Annotated in this window: 22 protein-coding genes and 1 pseudogene; 6 read left to right on the forward strand and 17 right to left on the reverse strand. The window is 65.9% G+C overall.

The features are described 5' to 3' along the window. Positions 1–47 precede the first annotated feature (47 nt). The 15 genes from CJZ86_RS13945 to CJZ86_RS14010 all read right to left on the reverse strand — a co-directional run bounded on the left by CJZ86_RS13945 (position 48) and on the right by CJZ86_RS14010 (position 12,235). A complete protein-coding gene (locus CJZ86_RS13945) occupies positions 48–1,490 on the reverse strand; it encodes a DUF1254 domain-containing protein (protein WP_094586806.1) in 1,443 nt (480 codons plus the stop codon). Between the two features lie 56 nt (positions 1,491–1,546). Then, a complete protein-coding gene (locus CJZ86_RS13950; RefSeq protein WP_143594167.1) occupies positions 1,547–2,998 on the reverse strand; it encodes a DUF1254 domain-containing protein in 1,452 nt (483 codons plus the stop codon). Positions 2,999–3,063: 65 nt separating this feature from the next. Further along, positions 3,064–3,657 (reverse strand): peroxiredoxin, encoded by a 594-nt coding sequence (locus tag CJZ86_RS13955; RefSeq protein ID WP_094586810.1) that lies wholly within the window; start codon positions 3,655–3,657, stop codon positions 3,064–3,066. Positions 3,658–3,790: 133 nt separating this feature from the next. Beyond that, positions 3,791–4,480 carry a DUF3465 domain-containing protein gene (locus tag CJZ86_RS13960; RefSeq protein ID WP_094586812.1) on the reverse strand — a complete coding sequence of 230 codons (690 nt, stop codon included), beginning with the start codon at positions 4,478–4,480 and terminating at the stop codon, positions 3,791–3,793. Between the two features lie 117 nt (positions 4,481–4,597). Beyond that, a complete protein-coding gene (locus tag CJZ86_RS13965) occupies positions 4,598–4,810 on the reverse strand; it encodes a type II toxin-antitoxin system HicA family toxin (protein WP_094586814.1) in 213 nt (70 codons plus the stop codon). Further along, entirely contained in the window at positions 4,807–5,016 is a 210-nt protein-coding gene (locus tag CJZ86_RS13970) for a type II toxin-antitoxin system HicB family antitoxin (RefSeq protein WP_094586816.1), read from the reverse strand. Before CJZ86_RS13970 ends, CJZ86_RS13965 begins: the two co-directional genes overlap by 4 nt. A gap of 175 nt (positions 5,017–5,191) precedes the next feature. Beyond that, complete coding sequence (locus CJZ86_RS13975; RefSeq protein ID WP_094585248.1) at positions 5,192–5,452, reverse strand: DUF2442 domain-containing protein; 261 nt, start codon at positions 5,450–5,452, stop codon at positions 5,192–5,194. After that, a complete protein-coding gene (locus CJZ86_RS17565) occupies positions 5,445–5,552 on the reverse strand; it encodes a hypothetical protein (RefSeq protein WP_286145740.1) in 108 nt (35 codons plus the stop codon). The genes CJZ86_RS13975 and CJZ86_RS17565 overlap by 8 nt, the downstream gene beginning before the upstream one ends. After that, positions 5,512–5,679 carry a DUF4160 domain-containing protein gene (locus CJZ86_RS13980; protein WP_286145739.1) on the reverse strand — a complete coding sequence of 56 codons (168 nt, stop codon included), beginning with the start codon at positions 5,677–5,679 and terminating at the stop codon, positions 5,512–5,514. Before CJZ86_RS13980 ends, CJZ86_RS17565 begins: the two co-directional genes overlap by 41 nt. 143 nt (positions 5,680–5,822) lie before the next feature. After that, on the reverse strand, positions 5,823–6,677 hold the full coding sequence (locus tag CJZ86_RS13985) for an HNH endonuclease (RefSeq protein WP_094586818.1): 855 nt from the start codon (positions 6,675–6,677) through the stop codon (positions 5,823–5,825). A 269-nt stretch (positions 6,678–6,946) separates the two neighbouring features. Further along, positions 6,947–8,227, reverse strand: coding sequence for a SufS family cysteine desulfurase (locus CJZ86_RS13990; protein WP_094586820.1), 1,281 nt, complete (start codon positions 8,225–8,227; stop codon positions 6,947–6,949). Positions 8,228–8,250: 23 nt separating this feature from the next. Next, positions 8,251–9,531, reverse strand: a complete 1,281-nt coding sequence (sufD, locus tag CJZ86_RS13995; RefSeq protein WP_094586822.1) for a Fe-S cluster assembly protein SufD — start codon at positions 9,529–9,531, stop codon at positions 8,251–8,253. Position 9,532: 1 nt separating this feature from the next. After that, positions 9,533–10,336 carry a Fe-S cluster assembly ATPase SufC gene (sufC, locus tag CJZ86_RS14000; protein ID WP_094586824.1) on the reverse strand — a complete coding sequence of 268 codons (804 nt, stop codon included), beginning with the start codon at positions 10,334–10,336 and terminating at the stop codon, positions 9,533–9,535. 73 nt (positions 10,337–10,409) lie between these two features. Next, positions 10,410–11,852 carry a Fe-S cluster assembly protein SufB gene (sufB, locus tag CJZ86_RS14005; RefSeq protein WP_015109145.1) on the reverse strand — a complete coding sequence of 481 codons (1,443 nt, stop codon included), beginning with the start codon at positions 11,850–11,852 and terminating at the stop codon, positions 10,410–10,412. 17 nt (positions 11,853–11,869) lie between these two features. After that, on the reverse strand, positions 11,870–12,235 hold the full coding sequence (locus CJZ86_RS14010; RefSeq protein WP_015109146.1) for a ferredoxin-thioredoxin reductase catalytic domain-containing protein: 366 nt from the start codon (positions 12,233–12,235) through the stop codon (positions 11,870–11,872). A gap of 193 nt (positions 12,236–12,428) precedes the next feature. Between CJZ86_RS14010 and sufR the strand changes: the two genes are divergently transcribed. Together sufR and CJZ86_RS14020 are read left to right on the forward strand one after the other, a co-directional pair. Next, on the forward strand, positions 12,429–13,160 hold the full coding sequence (gene sufR, locus CJZ86_RS14015) for an iron-sulfur cluster biosynthesis transcriptional regulator SufR (RefSeq protein ID WP_094586826.1): 732 nt from the start codon (positions 12,429–12,431) through the stop codon (positions 13,158–13,160). A 3-nt stretch (positions 13,161–13,163) separates the two neighbouring features. Continuing rightward, positions 13,164–13,538: an NDH complex assembly factor CRR9 gene (locus CJZ86_RS14020; protein WP_094586828.1), complete on the forward strand. Its 375-nt coding sequence runs from the start codon at positions 13,164–13,166 to the stop codon at positions 13,536–13,538. Here the strand turns inward: CJZ86_RS14020 and CJZ86_RS17655 are convergent. Together CJZ86_RS17655 and CJZ86_RS17660 are read right to left on the reverse strand one after the other, a co-directional pair. Then, complete coding sequence (locus CJZ86_RS17655) at positions 13,498–13,803, reverse strand: EamA family transporter (protein ID WP_353615231.1); 306 nt, start codon at positions 13,801–13,803, stop codon at positions 13,498–13,500. The two genes, CJZ86_RS14020 and CJZ86_RS17655, sit on opposite strands and share 41 nt — an antisense overlap. 259 nt (positions 13,804–14,062) lie before the next feature. Continuing rightward, positions 14,063–14,347: pseudogene (locus CJZ86_RS17660) on the reverse strand (EamA family transporter); the annotation flags it as partial. Here CJZ86_RS17660 and CJZ86_RS17425 point away from each other — a divergent pair. The 4 genes from CJZ86_RS17425 to CJZ86_RS14040 form a co-directional block, all read left to right on the forward strand. After that, positions 14,292–14,462, forward strand: coding sequence for a hypothetical protein (locus CJZ86_RS17425; protein WP_233134031.1), 171 nt, complete (start codon positions 14,292–14,294; stop codon positions 14,460–14,462). The pseudogene CJZ86_RS17660 and the gene CJZ86_RS17425 overlap by 56 nt on opposite strands. A 24-nt stretch (positions 14,463–14,486) precedes the next feature. After that, positions 14,487–15,107, forward strand: a complete 621-nt coding sequence (locus CJZ86_RS14030; protein ID WP_094586830.1) for a phycobiliprotein lyase — start codon at positions 14,487–14,489, stop codon at positions 15,105–15,107. Positions 15,108–15,224: 117 nt separating this feature from the next. Beyond that, the gene (locus CJZ86_RS14035) at positions 15,225–15,989 is read left to right on the forward strand and encodes a phycobilisome rod-core linker polypeptide (RefSeq protein ID WP_094586832.1); all 765 of its coding nucleotides are present in this window, start codon (positions 15,225–15,227) and stop codon (positions 15,987–15,989) included. 241 nt (positions 15,990–16,230) lie between these two features. Then, the coding region (locus tag CJZ86_RS14040; RefSeq protein ID WP_143594169.1) for a Rho termination factor N-terminal domain-containing protein at positions 16,231–16,495 on the forward strand (265 nt) is incomplete at its 3' end.

Here is a 16,495-nt window from a genome sequence, read left to right on the forward strand (position 1 = left end):
TCAACAGCGAGCATTAGTCAAGCGATTCAGTTGTGCATAAGCGTGGTTCACTTGACTTCTGTCAAGCGTGGCAGCTTCCATGTCCCCTTAAGGACTGGATCCTTAGGGCCATACAAGCGCGCCACAAAGAAGAAGGGACCAGCTGGCGCAGTCAACCAATTCGAGGCTTTGTCCGCTCCTGGATTCTCGCTCTGGATATAGATCTCCAGGGATCCATCAGGTCCAAGCTTCAGGCCGGATGTGCGATCACCGATCGAATAGCGTTGGATGGGATTCTCCACAAGCAGGCGTTCCGGCAGCTTGTACATCGTCACCGACCAGAACTCCGTCACCGGTGGCAGCTGGCCCGGTTCGAATCGCAGCACCCATCGCTTGCGCCCATCAAGCACCTGGCCGTCGGGGCCGGTCTGCTGGGTGGCATAGAAGGCCTCTTCACTGCTGTTGCCATAGATCCCCAGCATCGCTCCCATCGAGCGGAAGGTGAGGTAATCAGACCCCAGTTGCTGTCTGCTGCCGAAGAATCCCTGGGAGCTGGTCTGTTGTTGGGCCTTGGCCTTGAGCTCCTGGCTGGCCTCGGCCACCCCTTCCTCCAGGGCGGTGCGGAGCTTCGGGTCCAGCTTGGCCGGATCAAAGGGCAGGCCGGGGCCGATGCCGATGCGGGCGAACCGGGCACGCATCGGCAGCTCCGATGGCACGGCGGGCATGAACGGCAACAGGGCGTTGAGGTAGGTGATGAAGCCGATCCCCTCGGCTTTGGAGGCATCCCAGGCGGGCCAGGCCACCGCTGGGGCAGGCGTTGGCGCCGGTTGGCCTGTGAAGCGCGACAGGGGCGTGAACACGTATTGGCCCTGGATCGCCTTCAGGGCGGGGATGTCATCGGGCCCGTTCAACTGGGTGCGGGTGAGGGTGCCGACGAAGTCGGTTTCGGCGCGGAACACCTTGGTGATGCCCTTCGGCACCGTGCCCTTCCAGCGGGGTCCCGCGAACAGATAGGTGCCGGCCCCGCGGCCGGTGGAACGCACGCCGGTGTAGGCGAAGTTGTGGGTGTAAAGGTCAAACCACTGGTTGACGTAGTAGCGGGGTGCCGGCACCGCGGGCAGCGACAGCACGATCGGCTCGGTTCGCAGATCCAGCCAGGCCCAGGAGTAGGGCGTGTCGTTGTTGGGGGTGACGATGTCCTTGTCGGCCGGGGTGGCGGAGCGGCTGTAGTGGCGGAAGCGGTCGAAGCCACCCACGTAGCCCGGGAACGCCTTGTTCTGGGTCTGGTTCCAGAGGGTCTGGTAGCCCTGCAGGGGGGCATAGGCGTAGAGCCAGGCCTCCTTGGCGATGGCGCGGGCTTCGGCGGGGCTGGGCGCTTTGGCCTGGCTCGCTGAGCTGGCGACTGGTGCCGAACCCGGTGTCGCGGCCAGGGAACCCAGGGGAGTCAGCGGCAGAGCGGCGATGAGGGCGGCGATCAAGGCGGCCGCTGGTCGGCTGGGGGTCGGGACCATCGTGTTGGCTGTGAAGGACGTGGGTACGGAGGGCGGCTGTCAGGCGGAGGGTTGCCTCAGGGCTTGAGCGCTTCGATGTCGTTCAGCTGCCAGGCCTTGCTGAAGTAGGCCTCGGTGGGGCCGTAGAAGCGGAAGTAGGCGAACCAGCCCTTGCCCGGGGTGGTCTTGATCCAGTTGGCGGCACCGGCGGGCCGCACCGGGCCAAAGGTCACATCCACCGAGCCATCGGCGTTGGTGACCAGATCCGGCTTGCGGGAGCTGAGGTCAGCGGCACCCTGGTCGGTGATGAGCGGGCCGCGGCTGAGGTTGTCGTAGAGGGTGATCGACCAGAACTGCTTCACCGGCGCGCCCGACGGCACGCGCATCCGGTAGGTGCGGCCGCCATCGAGCCAGCGGCCCTTGGCATCTTTGGAGGCCTCCAGGTACACCTGGCCAAAGCCAACGATCCGCCCCTGCATCCCCGCCGACATGCCGATCGCCTCGTAGAACCAGGAGCTGCGCTCGTCGAGCTGCACCCGGCGCCGGTCGGGGGTTTCCTGGTCGAGGTCGAACAGCACCGCGTACTCCCAGTGCTTGCCGGGGTACACCGTGGCGCCGGGGATTCGCTTGTCGTAGGCGATGGTGCGGGCCATCAGATCGCCCACCCGGGCGGCCTCCGTGAGCACCTTGGCCTGGCGGGCATCCGGTTGGAAGGGCTGGCCAGGGGTGATCCCCAGAGGAGCGAGCATCCCGAACAGCATGCGGTCGCGGGGGGCCACCGGCTCGTTGGCATAGAGCTCGCTCAGCAGCCGCCAGTAATTGAGGTCGGCGGGCTGGGCCGACTGCCAGGGGCGACCAGCCACCGGGACATAGGCGTTCGTGGGCGGGTTGTCCCGCTGGTTCCAGCCGTAGAGCCGGTGGCGGCGCACGGTGGCTTCGGCCACGGCCTTGTCGGGATCAAGGCCTCGGGTGCCGAACCAGATCTGGTTGCTGGGGGAACGCACCAGTCGGTAACCGGGGGCCACCGGCTCGGGGCTGCCGGGGGGCAGGATCAGATACTTGCCACCGGCGCCCTTGTCGGGTCCCGTCTGGCCCATGTCGGTGATCGGCTGTTGCCAGATGTCCATCACCCCGCCGGCGGTGAGCCCGGCGGGCACCTCGATCACCAACGGGCCCTGCTTGGCCAGATCCCAGAAGCTGAAGGCGTAGAGGGTGGTGATGTTGGGGGTGAGCATCCCCGCCTTGTCCTTCAGGGTCTGGTAGAGCACCACATCGCCGTTGCGGGCGCCGAAGGTTTTGGCCTGGGCGTCGTAGAGCGCCTTGAAGCCCACGGCCGGCAGGGCCCAGAGGTAAGCCTGGGTGGCGCGCTGGAAGTCGAGCTCGTCGTAGAGCCTGGCAGCGGTGGCCTTGGTGGGGTAGCCGTTCTCCAGTTGAAGAACCCCAAGCCTTGTCTGTTGGACATCAGCTGCTGCGGGCTGCTTAGCCTGCACGCCACTGAAGAAGCTGATACCGGCCAGGGAGGCGATCAACAGCTTCCGAAAGAGGTTGAGCTTCACGGAGTTATGTCAGCAATCAACCCTAGCCGCTCGTTCAGCTACGGCCCAGCCAACCCCGCTGCAGCGCTGGGTTGGGCGTCAGACTGGAGCCACAAGATGACGTCATCGGCGTTGCGATCAGGAGGAAACACCGGATAGAACACTTTCCGAATCTTGCCGTCCTCGGCGATGAGCGTGAGCCGCTTGAACAGCTCCATGCCCGCGACGGAGAAAGTCGGCAGCCGCAGCGCACCCTTCAGAAGGAGCGCACTGTCGCTCAACAGTAGGAAGGGGAGATGCAGACGCTCCCGGGCCTCACGCTGATACTCGGTTGTCTGAGCACTCAATCCGAAGACTCCCGTTTCAAGCTCCTTGAGTTCGCCATAGTGGTCTCGAAAGCTACAGGACTGGGGGGTGCAACCTCGCGCACCGGGGATGCCATTCCATCCATCCGGCAAGGGCACATCGGGGCGCCCGGTCATCGGATAGACGTAGATGACAAAACGGCCCTTCAACTCGCCCAGGTTGACGGCACCGCCGTCCGTGGCATGGAGCACGACACTCGGTAGAACGGACCCTTCAAGGTGCGCTGCCGCACCATCATCAACCGGGCGGGGCAAGTCGGATGGTAGCTGGGACAGATTGGTACTCATGCAACCTCATCTAGATGAGACGCCCAACATTCGGGATCACCTGGCCAAAAAGAGTTGAGATAAAGCCTGTACCAAAGCCACATTGTCATATGGGTGGCGGATCAGGTGGATGGCGCTGTTAGGCGACATGGCTCTACTGGTACACCATGCCGTTGTACTTCAACCAACCCGAGACGTGCTGGCCATCCGGGTCATGGTGTGTCCAGTGGATGACGCCGCCCTCAGCATTCCATTCATATTGACCATAGAACGCAACTCGGTCGCCACTCCTCAATGCTTCGATACGGGGAGCAATGTCAATGTTATGGGCGATAAGCAGGGTCTGACCAGATGCAAGTCGGAGGATAAAGCGCTGATGGCGGCTGCCGTCATCGTCGTCGGGCAAAACTCTATCGACCACACCTTCGCCACCCACCTGAACGCCGCTTTGTTGGGCTTGGTACGCGTTAGCGATTACCTTGTCGGCCGCAGAAGAGTAACTCGTAAGCGACAGGATGGGGCCGATCGGAATGATCCGATAATTGATCGATGCCAGCCCTAGCAGGATGAGCACAACAGCCGTGATAGGAAGAGCCGCAGAGAAACTCTCCCTCTTTACTGGCTGTCGTTGTGCGTGGTTCTGATACCGCACCTCCTTTGCACGTAACCGCCCCTGCTCGTCATGACCGACCACGTAGGTGAGAAGATCATTGAGACTGGGACGCCGATTTCTTTGCTGGAACTGGCTGATGTGGACGAAGATACGTGGACCTCTGGATAACGGCGTGATAAACCCATAGCCCTTGGCGTCATTCCACTGTGTAAGCCGGCCCTGTTGATCCATCAGATTTCTGTACGCCTAACGCTTGCCATCACCTGGCCGCCGAGAGCAAGCAAGTTGAAAAAGAGCATCAGGGGGCGGCTCAGGTGTATGGCATTGTTAGCCGATTTCCAGCCTGCATCACAGATCACCTGGTTCGAGACCAGTGTGCTTAGCGATTCGAGCCAACATCCTAGGGCCAATCTCTTCGCCATCATGGAACGCAAAGACATAGTCCGGATAGTCTGCATGTTCAAGCGTCTTGTGCGATCCTGTCTGACGCTTAACTCTCCACCCAATGGTCTGCAAGGCTGCCAATACTTTCTTGGCTTTGGCTGACGGCCAACTACTCATGCAGAGAGTGGAATTGAAAACTGGATGCTGACTGGCTCGGCTTCACCATTCTCAAGTTGATCAGCGATAACACGCAGGGCTAGGACTTCAGCCTTTGACATTGCGTCAGCAGATGAACTTCCGTATGCAAGAACTCCAGGCAGCTCCGGCACCTCGGCGATCCAACGACCGTCTACTTCTTGTTCGCACTCCAAAGTGAAATTCATGCTTAGCTCCCTATTGATGCAACTGTAGCAACATCACATGCCAGGGCGTATCCTGTACCTCCGCTCAGCTAGGCGCCTTTTCCAGAGATTCGGCTAACGCTCGCCATCACCTGACCGCAAGGAGACAGTGGGGTTTGCAGGGCTCACTTGGAGGCGGCTCAGGTGAATGGCGGTGTTAGCTGACCAGTGCCTTTGCCTGGGGGGCTGGCGCACCACGAAGTAGGCCTTCCACACTTAAATCCTCATCGACAGCTGGCCAGTGAATTCCGTAGCCAGCCCCAGCAATCTCCCAGTTGTCACGCTCCTGAGATGTTGCATGCAGAAGCCTTGGGAACCAGGCCAATGGCACCGAGATAGAACGACCATCAGCCAGGTCGACGATCAGCCTGTCTTCTGTCAACGCAACGTCAGTGACCTGCTCACCAGGGTTAGCCATGAAACTCCTCCCATGCTTTCAGAAGGATAGCTCTGTTCAAGCTGACCAGCCGTTCAATTTCACGCAGATCTCTGGCGCTGAAACCAAGGCTCGAGGACAGTGCAACAGGAACAAGCCAGACCTTGCAAAGAAGCCTTATCTCTGTCGACATGAACATGGGGAGGCTCGTTTGGCTCGTGACTGTAGAAGTAGACCCTATAAGGACCGCTTCTGAGGATTGTCGGCATCCGAAAGCGCCACCATCACATCAACGATACCGACCTCGGCCTTCCTGTGCAGCTAACGCTCAAGATCAGCGGCGGGCAGGAGCTCAAGCAACTTATCAAGCATTTTTGGCTCCGTCCGCTGGATCTTGATGTTAGCCGGTGGATTAGGCATGGTGTACTTCACGATGGCAGTTGGGACATAGAGCTCCAGCATTATCGACGATGTCAGGTCCACCATCGCTGAGTGGCTTCCAATGATGAACTTCAAGATATGGTGAGCCGTCAGAACGACGCGTAAATGGTGCATTGGCTTTGCATCGTTCGCAGTTGCCATTGGCACGCAGGAGGACAGCAGCAATGACATCCGCATTCCTGCGATAACCAATTGAGATGATCTGTACTCTCTCGGCATATCTCTGAGCTTTTTGCAACCGGCGTGCTCGCTCGCTATCTGGTAGGTTCAGCGAATCTGCAATCTGACTTGTGAGGCACGAATCAATATGGCTTCGAGTCTCTATAGGCAGAGAGAGAAGGTCGTCGAAACAATTAACTTCGCTCCATCCTCCCGGCCTCGTTCGCTTCTTTAGAGGCAATCCATCGCTTCTTTTAGTGAGAAGACCTGTAGAATAGACGGTTTCAAGCCTCTTAAGGTTTTGAATTATTATAATGTTTATGGCTTGTGCTGCGCCCTCTTGAGCGCCATCAAACAAGTCAAGCTCGTCTTGTTGCCATTCGAGTAGATGCTTCCTGATCTCGACACTTTGGTGGCCCAAGAGTTCCCGTTTGTCCTTCCAGCCGACTATCTCTGCTGTATAGCAGATGCTCGATAGGTTGGCAGTTGTTGACGCATAGAGCCGAATTGGGTTACTTGTTGATGGATCTTCTCGCCTCAGCAGCGCGATAACCTGTCCTTTATGAGGCTGGAGATACGAAAAGCCACCTCCACGAACTTCTTGTGCAGATAGTATCTCCAGCAGAACTGACTCATAAATCCCATTAATGAATAAAGCTGATGTCATGTGATTCCGGCTAACGCCAATTAGACGGTTTCCGATAACCACCCAATTCCGGCCCCACCCTTCCGTGAACCACGCCGAGGCTTCGAACCGACTTCCGCCAAAACCATTGCAGTGCAGGACTTACCTGCCTCGGGCCCACCAACGCTAACCGTGGTTCACGGGTCCAATATCCACATGTTCCGGCCGATACAGATCCCATTCCAGAGCCTTGGCCGATTCTCAACCAAGAACCACGGCAAAGCCAAGCGACCTTCCTTGCTTGCCCCCCTTCAGCTGTGCTCCCTCAGGAAGCCAATCGTTCCCTCAAGCTCCTCAGCGAAGCGGTCGATCTCTTCGGGAGTGGTGGTGAAGCCCAGGCTGGCGCGGGCGGAACTGGACAGGCCGTAGTGGCGGTGCAGGGGCTGGGTGCAGTGGTGGCCGCTGCGGATGCAGATGCCGGCGGAATCCAGCAGGGCGGCGATGTCGTTGGCGTGCAGCCCGTCCACGCTGAACGCCGCCAACGCGGCCCGGTCGGGTTGTTGGTCCGGCGTGGGCCCCAGGATCCGCACCCCGTCGATGGCCTGCAGCCGGTCGAACAGGCGCCGGGTGAGCTGCTGCTCCCAGGCGTGGATGCGCTCCATGCCCAGGTTCTGCAGGTAATCCAGGGCGGCGCCCATGCCGATCGCCTCACCGATGGCCGGGGTGCCGGCTTCGAACTTGTGGGGCAGATCGGCCCAGGTGCTGTGGTCCAGGTACACGTCGTGGATCATCTCGCCGCCGCCCAGGAACGGCGGCATCGCCTCCAGCAGCGCTTCGCGGGCCCAGAGGAAGCCCATGCCCGTCGGCCCGCACAGCTTGTGGGACGAACCCACCAGGAAATCGGCCCCCAGGGCCGCCACGTCCACCGGCTTGTGGGGCAGGCTCTGGCAGGCATCCACCAGCAGCAGGGCGCCGGCCCCGTGGGCTAGGGCGGCCACCGCCTCGATCGGGTTGAGGCAGCCCAGGGTGTTGCTCACGTGCACCAGGCTCACCAGCTTGGTGCGCTCGCTGATCTTGGCCTTGAGGTCCTCCAGATCCAGCTCGCCGCTCTCGGTGACGCCCGCATGGCGCAGCACGCAACCCGTGCGGGCCGCCAGCAGCTGCCAGGGCACCAGGTTGCTGTGGTGCTCCATCACCGACAGCAGCACCTCATCGCCCTCCCGCAGGTTGGCGTCACCCCAGGTGCGGGCCACCAGGTTGATCGCCTCGCTGGCGTTGCGGGTGAACACGATCTCCCGGGCGCTGGCGGCACCGATGAAGCTGGCCACCTTGCCCCGGGCCGCCTCGAAATGGTCGGTGGCGCGGGCGCTCAGCTGGTGGGCGCCCCGGTGCACATTGGCGTTGTCGAGGCTGTAGTACTGCTGCAGCGCCTCCAGCACCTGGCGCGGCTTCTGGCTGGTGGCGGCGTAATCCAGGTAGATCAGCGGCTGCCCCAGGCAGGCCGTCTGGGCCAGCAGGGGGAAATCGGGGCGCGTCTGCACCGCCAGGTCGGCCACCACCGGCGTACCCGCCAGCGGCGCCGCCGCGACCATCGGCGAGTTGGTGGAGGTCGGTGTCATCGTCCCTGCTCCCCCAGCAAGCTGGCCAGAGGCTGCCACGGCCGGGCGGCCTCCGGGAGTTCCTGCAGCACCTCCTCGCAGAAGCCGCGCAACAGCAGCCGGGCCGCCTGGTCGGCGGCGATGCCGCGGCTCTGCAGGTAGAAGAGTTCGTCCTGCTCCAGCCGGCTCACGGTGGCGCCGTGGGCGCAGCGCACGTCGTCGGCGACGATCTCCAGCTCGGGCTTGGTATCGATCCGGGCCCGGTCGGAGAGCAGCAGGTTGCGGCTCAGCTGGGCCGCATCGGTGCGCTGGGCTGCACGGGGCACCTGCACGGCCCCGTTGAACACGCTGCGGCCCTGGCCGTCGGCCACCGCCTTGTGCAGCTGCTCCAGCCGCCCGTCCGGACCTTCGAACACCATCTGGCTGTGGGTGTCGCTGATCTGGCGGCCATCCGCCAGCTGCAGCGCCTTGAGGGCGCTGTGGGCCGCCCCCTCGCGCTGCACCAGACGCGGCTCCAGCCGTCCCAGGGCCCAGCCGCCGTGGGCGCTCACGCCGCTGTAGCGGCTGCCCGTGGCCTGCTCCACCGCGACGGTGGCCAGCAGGCAGCCCGTTTCGGCGCCGGGCGCCAGCAGGCCGTGGCGCAGCTCGGCGCCCTCACCCAGCCGGGCCTCCAGCACGAAGCTGGTGAGGTTGGCGCCGCCGCTGCGGTGCACCTGCAGCACCTCCAGAGAAGCCTCGGGTTCCAGCACCAGCAGCAGCCGCAGGGGCAGGATCCCCTCGCCATCGCCGGCGTCACTCACCAGCTCAAGAGTGGTGGCAACCGGGCCACGCACCCGCAGGGCCAGCACGTTGCGGGCCGTGGCGCCGTTGAGCAGCACCGGCCACAGCTCGGCGCTGCCGGTGGCGGCGAGCACCTGACCCAGGGTCGCGTTCAGTTCGTCGCCGCCGATGGGCTCCAGGCCCGCCGGCAGAGAGATCCCGGCCAGGGGATCGCTGTGACCATCCAGGTTCAGCCGCAGGCTGCCGGCACCCACCTCGGGCTGCGCCGCCGGGACGGGACTCAGCAGGGTGGGGCTCAGGGCGGTGAGGGGCGCCAGGTCGGTGAAGCGCCAGGCCTCCACGCGGCGCGAGGGCAGCGGGGTCTGCGCCAGGGCCTGGGCCGCCCGCGAGCGGCTGGGCGCCAGGGCATCGGCGCCAGCGGAAGCTACGCCGGTGGCGTTCGCCAGCAGGGCGGCGATCCAGCTGCCCGGGGCGGCGCCGGCGGCGGCGGTGGGGGTGGAGAGCGAAGCGGCCACCATCTCAGCCCACCTCCGCCGGTGTGCGCTCCAGGGCCGCCAGTTCGGCGTCGACCCAGTCGTAGCCGCGTTCCTCCAGCTCCAGGGCCAGCTCCTTGCCGCCGGTGCGCAGGATCCGGCCCGCCGCCATCACGTGCACGTAATCAGGGGTGATCACATCCAGCAGCCGCTGGTAGTGGGTGATCAGCAGGGTGGCGTTGTCGGGGCCGGCCAGGTGATTCACACCACCGGCCACGATGCGCAGGGCATCGATGTCGAGGCCGGAATCGGTCTCGTCGAGCACCGCCACCAGGGGGTCAAGCAGGGCCATCTGCAGGATCTCGTTGCGCTTCTTCTCGCCGCCGGAGAAGCCCTCGTTGACGCTGCGCTCCAGGAAGGCCGGATCCATCTGCACCACCTGCAGCCGTTCGCGCACCAGGTCCTCGAAGGCGAAGGTGTCGAGCTCCTCCTCCCCCTTGCCGGCGCGGCGGGCGTTGGTGGCCACCCGCAGGAACTCCAGGTTGCTCACCCCGGGGATCTCCACCGGGTACTGGAAGCCGAGGAACAGGCCGGCCCGGGCCCGCAGTTCGGGCTCCAGGCTGAGCAGGTCTTCGCCCTTGTAGAGCACGGTGCCACCGGTGACGGTGTAGGCCGGGTGGCCCGCCAGCACCTTGGACAGCGTGCTCTTGCCGCTGCCGTTGCGGCCCATCACCGCGTGGATCTCACCGGCGCGGATCGTCAGGGACACCCCCTTGAGGATCGGCTGGTCCTCCACGCGGGCCGTGAGATCACGGATCTCGAGCAGTACGGGAGCGTCGGGGCGGATCACGGCGGGGGAGAAAAGGGCAGGAAAGGGACGGGGGAAGAAGCGTTGGGGCGGCCAGGGTGGCCGTGGGCCGGGATCAGCCGACCGAACCCTCGAGCTTGAGGGCCAGGAGCTTGTCGGCCTCGGCGGCGAACTCCATCGGCAGCTGGTTGAACACATCGCGGCAGAAGCCGCTCACCATCATCGACACCGCCTCCTCGAAGGCGATGCCCCGGCTCTGCAGATAGAAGAGCTGGTCGGCCGAGATGCGGCAGGTGCTGGCCTCGTGCTCGATGCGGGCATCCGGCTGCTGGGAGCGGATGTACGGGTAGGTGTTGGCGGCGGCCTGGTCGCCGATCAGCATCGAATCGCACTGGCTGTAGTTGCGGGCGCCCACGGCCTTGGGGCCCAGCTGCACCAGCCCCCGGTAGCTGTTGGAGGAGTGGCCGGCGCTGATCCCCTTGCTCACGATCGTGGAGCGGGTGCGGGGACCCACGTGGATCATCTTGGTGCCGGTGTCGGCCTGCTGGCGGTTGTTGGTGAGGGCCACCGAGTAGAACTCACCCACCGAATCGGCCCCCTGCAGCACGCAGCTGGGGTACTTCCAGGTGATCGCCGAGCCGGTTTCCACCTGGGTCCAGCTGATGTGGCTGCGATCGCCCCGGCACTGGCCCCGCTTGGTGACGAAGTTGTAGATGCCGCCCTTGCCGTTCTCATCCCCCGCGTACCAGTTCTGGACGGTGGAGTACTTGATCGAGGCGTCATCGAGGGCCACCAGTTCCACCACCGCCGCATGCAGCTGGTTGGTGTCGAACATCGGCGCCGTGCAGCCCTCCAGGTAGCTCACCGAAGCCCCCTCCTCGGCCACGATCAAGGTGCGCTCGAACTGGCCGGTGTCGCCGGAGTTGATGCGGAAGTAGGTGGAGAGCTCCATCGGGCATTCCACTCCCTTCGGGATGAACACGAAGGAGCCGTCGCTGAACACCGCCGAGTTGAGGGCGGCGAAGTAGTTGTCGTTGCCGGGCACCACCGTGCCCAGGTACTTCTCGATCAGGTCGGGGTGGTCCTTCACCGCCTCGCTGATCGAGCAGAAGATCACGCCGTGCTCGGCCAGCTTCTCCCGGTAGGTGGTGGCGATCGAAACGCTGTCGAACACCGCATCCACCGCCACGTTGGAGAGGCGCTTCTGCTCACTCAGGGGGATGCCGAGCTTGTCGAAGGTTTCCAGCAGCTTGGGGTCCACCTCATCAAGGCTGGCCTTCTTCTCCTGCTGCTTGGGGGCCGCGTAATAGATGATCTCCTGGTAGTCGATCGGCGGATGACCCAGGGTGGCCCAGTCGGGCTCCTCCATCTGCAGCCACTGACGGTACGAGCGCAGGCGGAAGTCGAGCAGGAAGGCCGGCTCGTTCTTCTTGGCGGAGATCAGCCGCACCACGTCTTCACTGAGCCCCTTGGCGATCTTCTCGGTTTCGATGTCGGTGACGAAGCCGTACTTGTACGGCTGGCTCACCAGATCGCCGACGGTTGCGCTGCTCGCCATGGGGATAAGGGGCCGGTTCAGCCGGCGGTGAGGGACTGGACGTCTTCGAGACTGATGGTCTGCTGCTCGCCCCGGAAGGGGTTGTCTTCGGTGAGGAAAAGCATGCAGTGGCACTCCTTGCGCTCCCGCATCGGCACGCAGGGGCAGTTCCAGAACGCCTGGGCCACCTCGGCCTCCTTGTCTTCGTAGTGGCGGCAGGGGCAGAGGGCGCCACCCAGCTCGTCCTTGTGCCGGGCCAGACCCTCGAGCACCACGGCGGTGACCCCCGGATCGCTGCAGAAGTAGGTGCCGGTGCGCTGGGCGTAGGTTTCCGCGAAACGGCGGATCACCTCCAGGCTTTCGGCACCGGCTGCAGGGGTCGTCGTGGTGGAGGCGTCGGTCATGGGCAGAGCGTCGGGTTGCGCGCACCGGTGGATCGAATAACGAAACACTTTGGTTTCGTTACTGCGGGAGCCTAAGGCACAGGCGTGGTCCGTTGACGGCGTGGAAAGGTCATTGTGACGCCCCGGCGGCCACCACGGGCCAGCCCCCATTCCCCCGATGTGCGTGGCATGGTGTTTTGGTCACACCCCCGTCATGAGCGCCCCCGCCCAGTCCCGCGGCCTTCCGGCCGCTCCCGCCGAGGGAAGCCATCCCACCCGGGAGGCAGCCCTCTCGATGCTGCTGCGGGAAGGTGAGGCGACGGCCGGCCAGCTGGCGGCCGCCCTCGGGGTGTCGGTCCAGGTGATGCGCCGCCACCTCCGCAGCCTCGAGGACGACGGCCTGGTCGAGGCCAGCGCCCCCCACGAAGGGCCCGGCCGCCCCAGCAACGTCTGGCACCTCACCGCCCAGGGCCAGGGCCACTTCCCCGACGGCAGCGAGACCTTCGCCCTCGGCCTGCTCCACACCCTCACCGAAAGCCTGCCGGCGGACACCCTGGAGCTGGTGCTGCGCCAGCAGGCCGAGGAGAAGGCCGCCGAGTACCGCCGCCAGATCGGCAGCGGCCCCCTGGGCCGGCGGATCGAGCGCCTGGTGGAGCTGCGCCGCAAGGAGGGCTACGTGGCCGAATGCCGCCCCGATGACGACACCGCCGCCGATAACGCCGATGGTCCCGCCTGGGTGATCAGCGAATTCCACTGCTCGGTGATGCGCATCGCCGAGCAGTACCCGGTGGTCTGCGACCAGGAGCTGCGCCTGATCCGCCACACCTTCCCCGACTGCGACGTAGAGCGCGTCCACTGGCGGCTGGAGGGGGGCCACAGCTGCGGCTTCCGCATCGCCCCCGTCACCGCAAGCCCCGTGGCCGTCGGCCCCACCCCGGCCCCCTGAGCCGTGCTCAGCCCTGACGAGCTGCAGGAGCTGGAGGCCACCCTGCTCCCCACCCTGGAGCGCCACCACCTGCGGCTCCTGGCCCATGGACTGCGCACCCTGCAGTCCATCGCCGGGCAGCGGGCCGGTGCGCTCCCGCCCGAGGAGGCGGTGGCGGCCTGGGCCGCTTCCCAGCCGCTGATCGCCGCCGATGCCGGCTTCGAGCAGGCCTTCCTCACCCAGATGGGCCACGTGGCCGCCCAGCTGGGAGCCATCGCCACCGCCGCCGGCCGGGAACCCCTCGCCCTCGACCTGGCCGACCTGATCCACTGGGCCACCGGCGAGGCCGACCGGCGCCTCAGGCCCCCGGCAGCCCCACCAGACCCGCCACCAGGCTGACCCCGGCCAGGGCGGCGGCGGCCGCCAGCACCCCCCGCCAGCCGGGCCGGTCCCCCTCCAGGGCCGCCAGGGGCAGGGCCATCACCGGCGCCGTCGACAGCAGGGCCACGGCGAGGCCCCCCGGCAGCCCCGCCAGGGCGGTCTGCTGCAGGGCGATGCCGGCGCTGGTGCCCAGCAGGGTGGCGGCGAGCGCCAGGGGCCAGCGGCGCCCGGCCGGCCGGGGCCCCTGCACGGCCCGCGGCAGCCCCACCAGCAACGGCAGCATCACCAGCGCCGCCGCCGCCAGCCGCAGGGTGGGCCAGCAGCCCCGCCCGCGCCAGCAGCGCCCCGCCGCTGCCGCAGGCCAGGGCCCCGAGCGCCAGGGCCACACCGAGCCCGTCATTGCTCGCCAGATCGCCGCCCGCCCCATCACCGCCCGCGGGCAGGGCACCCTTGGGCCCGTCCTGCCGAGGGGCGCCCTGGTGCACCACCAGCAGCACCGCCAGGGTGATCAGAGCGATCCCCAGCCACTGGGCCGGCCGGGGCACTTCCCCCAGCAGCGCCACCCCCGCCAGGCTCGTCACCGCCGGACCGCCGGCATCGATGGTGAGGGTGCGCCGGGTGCCGAGCCGCCGCAGGGCCGCAAAGAACAGCGTGTCCCCCAGGGCGATCCCCAGCACGCCGCTGAGGGCCAGCAGCACCAGTGAGCGCGGCGCCATCTGCCACGGCATCACGATGGCCAGCGGCAGCAGCAGGGCCACCGCCAGCAGGTTCTTGAGCAGGTTCAGCCGGGCGGCCGAGAGGGAGGTGGGCAGCCGGCGCCACAGCAGGCTGGAGAAGGCCCAGCAGAAAGCGGCCGCCAGGGCGGCGGCGACGGGGGCGGCGGCGGCGGGGGCGGCGGACAGGGGGCCGCGGGAGGGTGGGGGAGTTGCGATCATCGCCTGATCGCGCCCATCGCCCGAGGCCCCCGTGAGCGGATCCATCGCCGACGCCATCAGCTTCTTCCGGCTCAGCTGCGGCCGCTGGCGCTCCCAGCGCAGCAGCCACCACCTGCTGCACCGCCGCGCCGAAGCGGGCGGCTCCTTCATTGAAGTGGTGGAGCTGGAGGCGGCCGATCCGCGCCTGGAGGCGATCGCCGTCCTGCACGGCCAGGATCCCGCCGGCCTGGTGGGGGGCTGCCGGGTGCGCTGGAGCGGCTCGATGGCCTGGGACAAGGCCGGCGAGGCCCACGAGGGCGAGAGCGTCTTCGGCCTGATCCCCACCGATGAACGGGGCCGCAGCGGCCTGCTGCTGCGCGACCGCGGCTACGCCGAAACGGCGCCGGTGGCCGGCCACTTCGCCATGGACGACCGGGACGGCCTGCTGCTCACCACCAGCTACGAGACGATGAACAGCCTGGAGCGCTTCAGCTTCGCCGGGCCGGACGTGCGCCTGCGCACCAGCACCGTCGAGGGGCTCTCCAACACCGCCTCCTTCTGCGTCGAGACCCGCATCCCCGACGGGGCGGACTCCGCGGCCGGCGCCAGCGCCGACGCAACGGGCACCCCGGCGAGCCCCGAAACCGCCTGCCTGTCAGCCCTGGGCTGGTGACGGGGCGCGCGTTGGTGTTGTGTCGCCAACGTTACGGACTGTGAGCCCTGCCCTCCCGGGCCCGGGGCCGCCGGGGCCCTACTTCTACGATCCCCAACGACGGATGCCGGACCACGCGTGGCTCTTCCACTCCTCAAGTACGCCCCCACTTCCCAGAACTCGCGCGTCGCGCCGTTCCGGGTGGGTTCCGACGAGGACCCCAAGGCCGTGTCCATGGACAAGGCCATGGACCGGGAAGATCAGAATTTCGTGATCGAAGCGGCCTACCGCCAGATCTTCTTCCATGCCTTCAAGGTCGACCGCGACCGCACCCTTGAGTGCCAGCTGCGGGACGGCCAGATCACGGTGCGGGACTTCATCCGCTCCCTCTGCCTGTCGGACACCTTCAACCGCAGCTTCTACAACCTCAACAGCAACTACCGGGTGGCCCGCCACCTGGTCGAGAAGCTGCTGGGTCGCCCGGTCCACGGCAAGGCCGAGGAGATCGCCTGGTCCGCCGTGATCATGACCAAAGGGGTCAAGGGCGCGGTGGACGCCATCCTCGACTCCAAGGAGTACCTGGACGCCTTCGGTTACGACACCGTCCCCTACCACCGCAACCGCGTGGTGGGCTCCCGCGAAGTGGGTGAGACCCCCTTCAACATCACCTCCCCCCGCTACGAGTCCTACTACCGGGGCATCCTGGGCTTCCCCCAGATCGTCTACACCGGCAAGTCCCGCAGCTTCCCCGAGCGCGCCCAGCAGCGCCGCGGCGGCTTCCCGCAGGACTACCTGCCCTGGGTCCGCACCCTGCCCGCCCTGCGCGGAGTCGGCAGCGCCGCCGCCGGCAACACCGGCATGGATTACCTCTCCAAGGTTCCCTACCGCAGCATCGGCCGCTGAGTTCGGCCGTCGTCGGCCGGTCACCCACCGGCCCCTGAGTTCACCCTGGCCCTGCAGCGTCATTGCTGCAGGGCCTTTTTCGTGTCCCCGTCCGGGGAGAGGGGGGTCGGGCGCGCCCCAGGCCGTCAGTGGATGCTGACCCCGGCCGGCCGCTTCCGCCCAAAGCCGGAAAGGTCCTCCAGACTGATCCCAAACGAATTCTGATGTTGTGAGCCAGAAGACGCTGACCTCCCTGGCGATGATGACGCTGCGCCAGCTGCGGCAGATCGCCAGTGACCTCGGCGTGTCGCTCTACAGCCGCAAGTCGAAGGAGGAGCTGGTGGAGGCCATCAGCACCCGCCAGGTGGAGGAGGGTGAGGGGCGCAGCCTGGAGCGCATCGAGGCCGAGATGGCCCCGGCGCCGCGGCCGGCCGCCGAGACCCGCGTCGTCTTCCTGCCCCGCGATCCCCAGTGGGCCTACGTCTTCTGGGACATCTCCGAGGACGACCGCAGTGACGCCCTCCATG

The organism is Synechococcus sp. BO 8801, assembly GCF_002252675.1.
In the GTDB taxonomy this organism is placed as follows: domain Bacteria; phylum Cyanobacteriota; class Cyanobacteriia; order PCC-6307; family Cyanobiaceae; genus Cyanobium.